Below are 8,485 nucleotides of genomic sequence, written 5' to 3'. Positions count from 1 at the left end.
CTCCTGTCTATATATCGTGATATACATCACTTTTGTCTAATCTTTGTTTCATTTTTTTCTATTAAAATTTTTTATCTTTTTAGTGAGTTACTGCTCCTTTCCCCTGCCTGTCTTATTTTTGAAGCGTTATTAAGTTATTTATCTATTATTAATGTATGTAAGCCGTTTGATGCGCATCGGGGCTTGACCTTTAAGCAGTGGTTAAGAGTAAGGAGGGCCTATGTCCCGTGTCCGCCTCGTGTTGTGGAAAAAATTAGGTATGGCATTCGGTATATTAAGTCTATCCATATGGATGGCAGGCTGTACGGTATCGAATGGCGATCACCGCGTAGTTACCACCCATCCTCCGATTGACATGGTCAAACCTTCTTCCCTGCTAGAGCGTGGTAAGTTCGGTACCAGCGTGCCGATTACACCAACATTGAGTCTCACTGCGGCGCATGTTGCCGACTTTTCTCGCGATAAAGTGATCGCGGTGCATCCGCGTTGCGATGTCGCATTGATCGAGGCCGATAATCGAGACTTGGCGCTGCCGCCACTCGGGTTAGTTTATCAAGGTGACGCAATAGAGGTGTATGGTAAATCAAGTGCAGGGAATGTGCTGAACGCGAGCGGCCACTATTATATGGATTTAATGATCTCGGGCTTTAAAGAAGTGGAGAATTGCCCTTCGAGCATTACCGATGCGCCAGTACGCGGCGGCATGAGTGGTGGCGGTGCCTTTAACAGCAATGGCGAGTTGGTGGGAATTTTAGTTGGGTTTGCACACCCAGAGAAAACCACGCTCGATAACGGTGAGCGGTTAGATTTGGCGAGAATGACGATTTTTGTTTCGATTAACTATATTCATGCATGGCTTGAAACCAAAGCCGCACGCTATGGCGGGCTGAGCCCCTTGGCTTTACCCGTTGAACAAGATATCGCCCACAATGAACATGTGACAGAGATGAAATTGCTGGATTCTCAGCCTTAGTGACAGTACTAACACAATAAGCAGAGAGATATTACTGAGGTAAATCTTTCTGCTTGGCTAGTTTATTCGTTTTTCGCCTGCTAAACTCTTGCGCCTGAACAAGAAACTAGGCAAGCATTATGAACGTTCTCGTCACAGGTGGCACTGGCTATATTGGCAGCCATACGTGCATTCAATTACTCGCCGCCGGCCATACACCGATTGTGGTAGATAATTTATCGAACAGTAAGCCCTTGGTGCTCGATCGCATTGAGCGTGTAGCCGGTAAGCGCCCACTCTTTCTTGAAGGTGATATTCGCGATCGTGCCTTTTTAGATTCAGTGTTCGCCGCGCACCAAATTGATAGCGTGATCCATTTCGCTGGCTTAAAAGCAGTGGGAGAATCCGTCGCACTGCCGCTGAAGTATTATGATAATAATGTGTCAGGCACGCTGAACTTGGTCGCAGCAATGCAGCAGGCTAACGTGAAGTCACTGATCTTCAGCTCATCCGCTACCGTTTATGGCGATCCCGCGTCTGTGCCCATCCGTGAAGACTTTCCTACCTCCGCCACCAACCCTTATGGCCGCAGTAAGCTTATGGTAGAAGAATGTTTACGGGATTTCCAAGCCGCTAACCCTGAGTGGAGTGTGACCTTGCTGCGCTACTTTAATCCCGTCGGCGCACATGAATCTGGCTTATTGGGCGAAGATCCGCAAGGCACTCCAAACAATCTGTTGCCGTTCGTTGCACAAGTCGCCGTCGGCCGGCGCGAGAAATTGGGCGTGTTTGGTAACGATTACGATACACCTGATGGCACCGGCGTACGTGATTATATTCATGTGGTGGACTTAGCCGACGGGCATTTGGCGGCATTAGACAATATGACCCATAAAGCAGGCACGCATATTTTTAATCTGGGTACTGGCCAAGGTAACAGCGTGTTGGAAATGGTACATGCATTTGAAGCCGCTGCAGATCGTCCCATTCCTTACGAGATCATGCCTCGTCGTGCCGGCGACATTGCCGAATGTTGGGCGGACCCTGCCTATGCAGAATCTGTTCTAGGTTGGCGCGCACAACGGTCTTTGCAAACCATGGTAGCGGATACCTGGCGTTGGCAATCAATGAACCCAAATGGGTATGAATAATTCACTGTCGTAGATAAGCCTCGATATACGCGGAGAGCGCTTTTCGAGGAAAAGCGCCTCAGTCACTATGTGCTGAGGCGTTTATTTTTTTGTCCCCAAATGGATAACATTCTCGCGACTTACCGGTTGGCTCGCTTGCCATACAAGATCGCCAAGCTCGTGCTTGCGGGTAAACTGTGTAGGCGCGTCTTGTAAGATACGTTGAATGGTTGGGTAGTCAAATGCTTGGCAGGCAGTGTCTAACTCAGTAAGAATGTGCTCGAACAAACTCAAAGATAGATACGTCTCGTGGGCGGCCATGATACGTTCGTGCCCAGTACCCGATACGTTATCGCCAATGAGTAATTCTTCATACAGCTTTTCACCAGGACGCAGCCCTGTGTATTGAATTTCAATATCACCGTTAGGGTTATCTTCAGACTTCACTTCTAGCCCGGACAAGCGGATCAGCTTCTCGGCCAGATCAACGATCTTAACCGGCTCGCCCATATCGAGCACAAACACGTCTCCACCCTTTGCCATTGCCCCCGCTTGGATCACGAGCTGTGCTGCCTCTGGAATGGTCATAAAGTAACGAATGATATCAGGGTGCGTTACCGTCACTGCGTTCCCTTCCGCGATTTGACGCTTGAATAAAGGGATCACCGAACCGGACGATCCGAGCACGTTCCCAAACCGCACCATACAAAACCGCGTTTGATGGGATTTACCTGTTTCGTCAGCCAGCGCCTGCAGCGCGAGTTCTGCCATACGCTTGCTCGCCCCCATAATGTTGGTTGGGCGCACAGCCTTATCGGTGGATATCAGAACAAAGGATTCTACATTCGCGGCTATCGCCGCTTTTGCACAGTGGTAGGTCCCGAACACATTGTTACGAACCCCTTCGATCACATTGTATTCAACCAAGGGAACGTGTTTATACGCCGCCGCGTGATAGACCGTTTGAACGTCAAATGCTTTCATGATGGTAGTTAATCGGTTTGGCCTTTGTACCGAGCCCAACAGAGGAACTATTTGCGTCGCAACGTTTAACTGTTTAGTCAGTTGATTTAACTCTTTGTCAATTTGATACAAGCAGTATTCTGACAGCTCGAGAAGCACTAACGTTTTGGGTGATTGCGCGAGTATTTGGCGACACAGCTCACTGCCAATTGAGCCTCCCGCGCCGGTGACCATGACCACCTTTTCAAACAAGTTGGCTTGCATGAGTTCGGGAGATGGCGCAACTGGATCTCTACCGAGTAAATCATCGATGGCAACATCTTTTAATTGATCGACCGTCGCATTTCCCTCCACGATATCATCAAAATCAGGCACCGTGAGGACTTCTACTGGTAGATGTAACAAACTGTCAATCACGCGCTTTCGCTCAGTGCGATTTGAACGTGGCATCGCCAATAAGATCTTATCTATATCATGCTTACTAACTAAATCTTGGACTGTTTCAGGCGGATAAACAGTCAACCCTTGGATGACTGTATAAGCCAGTGTTTTGTTTCCATCAATGAAAGCCTTTACTTGGTAATGACTAGCACTGCGTAACGCAATTGCCAGCTGCCTACCGGTGTTCCCAGCACCGTAAATTAGTACTYGCGCAGAATGACGATTCTTATGGGTATATTCAATGAGGAGCCGGACAGCCATTCTCGCGCCCCCAGCCAATAATACAAGAAAGGTAAAGTAGATAAATGGGACAGTACGCGGAATGTTAGCGTTCAAATAAAACGATAGAACTGCAACAGTTACTGCCGAAATAAATGCCCCAATGGCCACAACAACAAGTGCATGAAATGTAAGGTATCTTAAAACTGCACGATATAGCCCTAACCGAGTAAAACTTATAAGGGTAACGAATATCGTCCCTGCAAGCACACTAATGGTTTGATCTGACAGAGGAATATATACTTCGCCAAGTCTTACAGAGAAAGCCAAATAGAAACAAGATACAATAATACATGTGTCCAACAACAAGCTGATAAGCCTTTTATAAAAACGAGGCATCGACCATATTTTCATTAGTATGCGCATGCAAGTACTCTCAGAAAAGGGTTTAAATAGATAGCTTTTTATTATGAAAAGTGGAGACTAGTAATTACTTTGAGGCATTCATTAATACTTGCCTGAGTACTTCGGCTGTTTTTTCGATTTCTTGCTTCGTTAAAGTAGGATGAACAAGAAACATCATGCTTGTTTCCCCGAGATATTGAGCATTAGGAAGTGGAGTAGCAGGCCGAAAACCTGTACCGTCAAAGGCTTTTTCGTTGTATACCTCTGAGCAGCTGCCTTGTAGCGCAGGAACCCCCAATTGATTAATCTCCTCTAAAACCTTGTCTCTTGTCCACTCCGGTTTTAAGTAATGAGGATTGATAAATAGGTAATGTTTGTATGCAGCGTGTTCGATGTAATCTGGCAATTTAATTTGCCTTATAACGGGTAGATCACTGACAGCTTCATTGAGTATTCTGGCATTTCTTTGACGCAGCTCCGTCCACTCGGCCATTCTTTTAAGTTGAATACGGCCAATTACTGCCTGCATCTCTGTCATTCGCCAATTGGTACCAAAGCTATTGTGCAGCCATCGAAATCCGGGAGGGTGGGCTTGCTCGTACACGGCACCCCAGCTCTTGCCATGATCTTTATACGACCACATGCGCGACCATAAACCTTTATCATTCGTGGTAACCATGCCGCCTTCACCACCCGTAGTCATGATTTTGTCTTGGCAAAATGACCATGCACCGATGTGCCCTATGGAACCAACACTCCGCCCCTTATACTTAGCACCATGTGCTTGGGCGCAGTCCTCTATTACTGCTAAGTTATGTTGTTCCGCCAAAGCCATAATCGCATCCATTTCCGCCGGCATTCCAGCTAAGTGAACAACGATGATCGCCTTGGTTTTCTCTGTGATAAGCGGCTTGATCGTTTCTGCGCTGATATTTTGGCTATCACAATCAACGTCAGCAAAAACCGGTATAGCGCCAGCGGTGACGATCGATGAGGCTGTCGCTAAAAAGGTTCTCGGTGTTGTAATAACTTCATCGCCAGCACCAACATCTAACGCCTTTAACGCGACATCGAGAGCCAACGTCCCGTTCGCCAATGCCACTGCATAATTACAGTCAGCCCACTGTGAAAATTCTTCCTCGAATTGTCGGCACTCTGTTCCTGTCCAATAATTGACGCGATTCGAAAGTAATACACGGCTTACGGCATCAGCTTCTTCTTGCGTGAAGCTCGGCCAGGGAGAAAATGGACTATTCAACACGATCAAACTTCCTTTTTTATCAGTGGCTTTGCCGGAATTCCGATTTGGGTTTGGTCACTTTCGACGTCTCGTAATACAGTGGCGCCTGCCCCGATTACTGCCTTAGCGCCGATTTTTACTAGAGGCTTTATCGTCGCGCCCGCCCCTATCCACGCCTCAGACGCAACTTGTACACCGCCAGCTAAATGCGCACCTGGGCTAACGTGTACTCCTTGTGCGATATCACAATCGTGGTCAATCGTTGCTGAAGTATTCACAATGCACGCCTGACCAATACGACTAAACGGATTAACCACAGCTCCTGCCATCACGACCGTTCCGGGCTCTAAGACTGCATAATGGCTAACGATTGCTTTCGGATGAACAAGTGGTGTGCTTACCGCTCCATGTGCAATTAACGCTTGATGCTTTTCGAGCCGAGTACTGTTATTCCCAATCGCAACAATAATGGTTTGATATTCTGTGGCATGCGTGAGCAACATTTCGCTATTCCCATGAATATTCCAGTGCTCAACGTTGCTAATTGTTGGCCAGCGATCATCAAAAAAATGAATGTCACTAAACCCATTCAACTCTGCGATCTCTGCAACCACCTTCCCATGACCACTTGCACCCAAGACAGCACACTTACTTCCTGTTTTCGTCATTATTGGTTCCTTCAAATGGTGCAGCCGTAACATGGTCCTGTGCTGATATACCGTCTTTCGCAATGACTTTCTTTATGGTTAAAAAGAGTATTTTTATGTCTAACCAAAGTGAGTGGTTATCAACGTACCATACATCTAGTTTGAACTTTTCTTCCCAACTAATCGCATTACGGCCATTGACTTGTGCCCAACCAGTGATACCCGGGCGAACATTATGACGGCGTGCCTGTTCTTTACTGTACAAGGGTAAATACTGCATCAGTAGTGGTCGAGGCCCGACAAGACTCATATCGCCTTTGAGCACATTCCATAACTCCGGTAACTCATCGAGGCTCATATTACGTAACTTTTGACCAAATGGCGTCATACGCTCAGAATCAGGAAGGGTATTCCCATTTTTATCAACAGCATCTTTCATAGTTCGAAACTTTATCATTTCGAAAGGCTCTCCGTTTAACCCGGGGCGGGTTTGCCGGAAAAGTATGGGCGATCCGAGGTTTTTACGGACTTTCACTGCAATAAAGGTTATAACTGGAGAAAACAGTAATAATCCTATAGAAGATGCAAAAACATCAAAAATACGTTTAATCATCAATCAAACAGAACTTTAGCAAGTTTATTCGCAAGAAATCCATATTCATACTGTTTAATAGCCGTCTCTCGACCGTTCCTTCCCATTTGTTCACGCTCTTCTTTGGTCATTTCATAGAGTTTCAGAATAGCTTCAGCAATATGTGAAGGATTTTCTGGCATGACCTCAAAACCACATCCTGCATCTTTAACAGGGTTATAATCTCCAGAATCTAGATGATAAATAATTGGCTTTCTCGCATAGAGATAATCGAACAACTTGTTAGGCGAAACACCATACTTATATAATGGATCTCCTTTAGCTCCAATTGCTAAAACATCAAATTTCGACAGCATACTTTGAATTTTTGGTTTAGGGATAAACCCCAACAGCTGAACATTCTTAATTGAATTCTCAGCAATATAATCCTCTAACGCCTTTCTCTCTCGACCTTCGCCAACAAGGACAATCAGTATATCCAAGTGTTCTTCAATTAGTTTAGCTGCATCAATCAAACTGTATAAATCATTGGCCAAACCAAATGTGCCTGCATATCCAACAATAAACTTATCACATGGTATTTGAGCTGCTGTTTCAGCATCAATAGTGTTGCCTTCACAAACTTCACGCAAAGAAAAACCATTTGAAATCCAGCTAAATTTATCTCGTGCTAAGCCATGTGCGACCATATGTTCGACAGCGTTTCTTAAATTTGAAACGACCGCATCCGATTTCCTATAAGCACGATCTTCTATCCATTGCATCATACGAATAAACGGATGATTATGAGAAAAGCCTCCAAGTTTGACAAGAGTTAGAGGCCAAATGTCACGCACCTCAAATAAAAGTTTAGCTTTAAACTTTTTAGCTAACTTCTCAGCACCCAAAAATGCAACGGGAGATGGAGATGAACATAAAATAGCATCAGGCTTTTCAGGAATAAAACTCGCAAGATTTTGAATTTTAATAGAAAATAAAAACCAGTTAACTACTCTTTGTTTACTATGAGCTCCCTCGTACTCTGGCATTTTCACCCAAACAAAGTTAAACCCAGCAATACGTTCAATATGAAACTTCTGCTTCATCTTAGGCGGTTCTATAAGTAAATGATTAGCACTGGATGCTATTACATAAACACTATGACCTAACTTAGCCAACTCTTCAGCAATATAGAAATGACGTCCTCCCATACCTGTTTCGGGAGTAGAAGCATACTGGTAAACAATCCAAACAGTAGCCATCATCAAATTTCCCTGATTTTTTTTGCGGGATTTCCAGCCACGATTGTGTTTTCCGGGACAGGCTTAGTCACAACAGCACCAAGACCAACCAGGGAATTATCCCCGATCCTAATCTTTTGCATCATTGCTGCATTTGGACCAATCCAAACATTCTTACCAATTTGAACCCCCCCGCTTAACTCCGCACAAGCAGTTATTAGAGAGTTTTCTCCAACTATACAATTATGTGCAATATGGACTAGGTTATCCGTCTTCACATTATCGTTTACGACCGTGTCTGATAGAGTACCTCGAGCAATACTATTGAGTGCACCGATCTCTACATTATCACCTATGACCACTCCACCTAAGTGGATGAACCTAATTGGCGTACCATCTTTTAGCCGTTCAAAACCAAAACCATCACCACCAACTGAGCAATTGGAACGAATTCGACTATTCTTACCGATTCGGGTCCCTTTGTGTAACACAACGTTATGTTCAATGATGGTGTTTTCGCCTATTACACAACCATTTTCTATAACTACGTTCTCACCTATCGTCGCGCTTGGGTCAATAACTGGCGGGCTTTGCCAAGTAGAAAATCCAATTTCGCAGGATAGAAATTCGAGTGTTTTAATAAAAGATAGTCTCGGGTTATCAGCAACTATAATCC

General features: G+C 45.1%; 8 protein-coding genes. 2 read left to right on the top strand and 6 right to left on the bottom strand.

Going from position 1 to position 8,485, the window contains the following annotated elements; translation table 11 throughout:
* Positions 1 to 220: 220 nt before the first annotated feature.
* Positions 221 to 973 (top strand): S1 family peptidase, encoded by a 753-nt coding sequence (locus BZJ18_RS16250; RefSeq protein WP_077458314.1) that lies wholly within the window; start codon positions 221 to 223, stop codon positions 971 to 973.
* Between the two features lie 119 nt (positions 974 to 1,092).
* The gene (gene galE, locus BZJ18_RS16245; RefSeq protein ID WP_077458312.1) at positions 1,093 to 2,103 is read left to right on the top strand and encodes a UDP-glucose 4-epimerase GalE; all 1,011 of its coding nucleotides are present in this window, start codon (positions 1,093 to 1,095) and stop codon (positions 2,101 to 2,103) included.
* Between the two features lie 81 nt (positions 2,104 to 2,184).
* Here galE and BZJ18_RS16240 read toward each other — a convergent pair whose 3' ends face one another.
* The 6 genes from BZJ18_RS16240 to BZJ18_RS16215 all read right to left on the bottom strand — a co-directional run.
* Positions 2,185 to 4,131 (bottom strand): polysaccharide biosynthesis protein, encoded by a 1,947-nt coding sequence (locus tag BZJ18_RS16240; RefSeq protein WP_077458310.1) that lies wholly within the window; start codon positions 4,129 to 4,131, stop codon positions 2,185 to 2,187.
* Positions 4,132 to 4,195: 64 nt separating this feature from the next.
* On the bottom strand, positions 4,196 to 5,371 hold the full coding sequence (locus BZJ18_RS16235; RefSeq protein WP_077458308.1) for a DegT/DnrJ/EryC1/StrS family aminotransferase: 1,176 nt from the start codon (positions 5,369 to 5,371) through the stop codon (positions 4,196 to 4,198).
* A gap of 2 nt (positions 5,372 to 5,373) precedes the next feature.
* Positions 5,374 to 6,018, bottom strand: coding sequence for an acetyltransferase (locus BZJ18_RS16230; RefSeq protein ID WP_077458306.1), 645 nt, complete (start codon positions 6,016 to 6,018; stop codon positions 5,374 to 5,376).
* Positions 5,999 to 6,607, bottom strand: a complete 609-nt coding sequence (locus BZJ18_RS16225; RefSeq protein ID WP_077458316.1) for a sugar transferase — start codon at positions 6,605 to 6,607, stop codon at positions 5,999 to 6,001. The genes BZJ18_RS16230 and BZJ18_RS16225 overlap by 20 nt, the downstream gene beginning before the upstream one ends.
* Before the next feature lie 2 nt (positions 6,608 to 6,609).
* The gene (locus BZJ18_RS16220) at positions 6,610 to 7,833 is read right to left on the bottom strand and encodes a glycosyltransferase family 4 protein (protein WP_077458304.1); all 1,224 of its coding nucleotides are present in this window, start codon (positions 7,831 to 7,833) and stop codon (positions 6,610 to 6,612) included.
* Positions 7,833 to 8,485, bottom strand: a 653-nt coding sequence (locus BZJ18_RS16215; protein WP_108743173.1) for a UDP-3-O-(3-hydroxymyristoyl)glucosamine N-acyltransferase, incomplete at its 5' end; no start/stop codon positions are given. The genes BZJ18_RS16215 and BZJ18_RS16220, both read right to left, overlap by 1 nt.

This window comes from Salinivibrio sp. IB872, assembly GCF_001995345.1.
Taxonomy (GTDB): Bacteria; Pseudomonadota; Gammaproteobacteria; order Enterobacterales; family Vibrionaceae; genus Salinivibrio; species Salinivibrio proteolyticus.
This window is presented reverse-complemented; position numbering and strand designations above follow the sequence as displayed.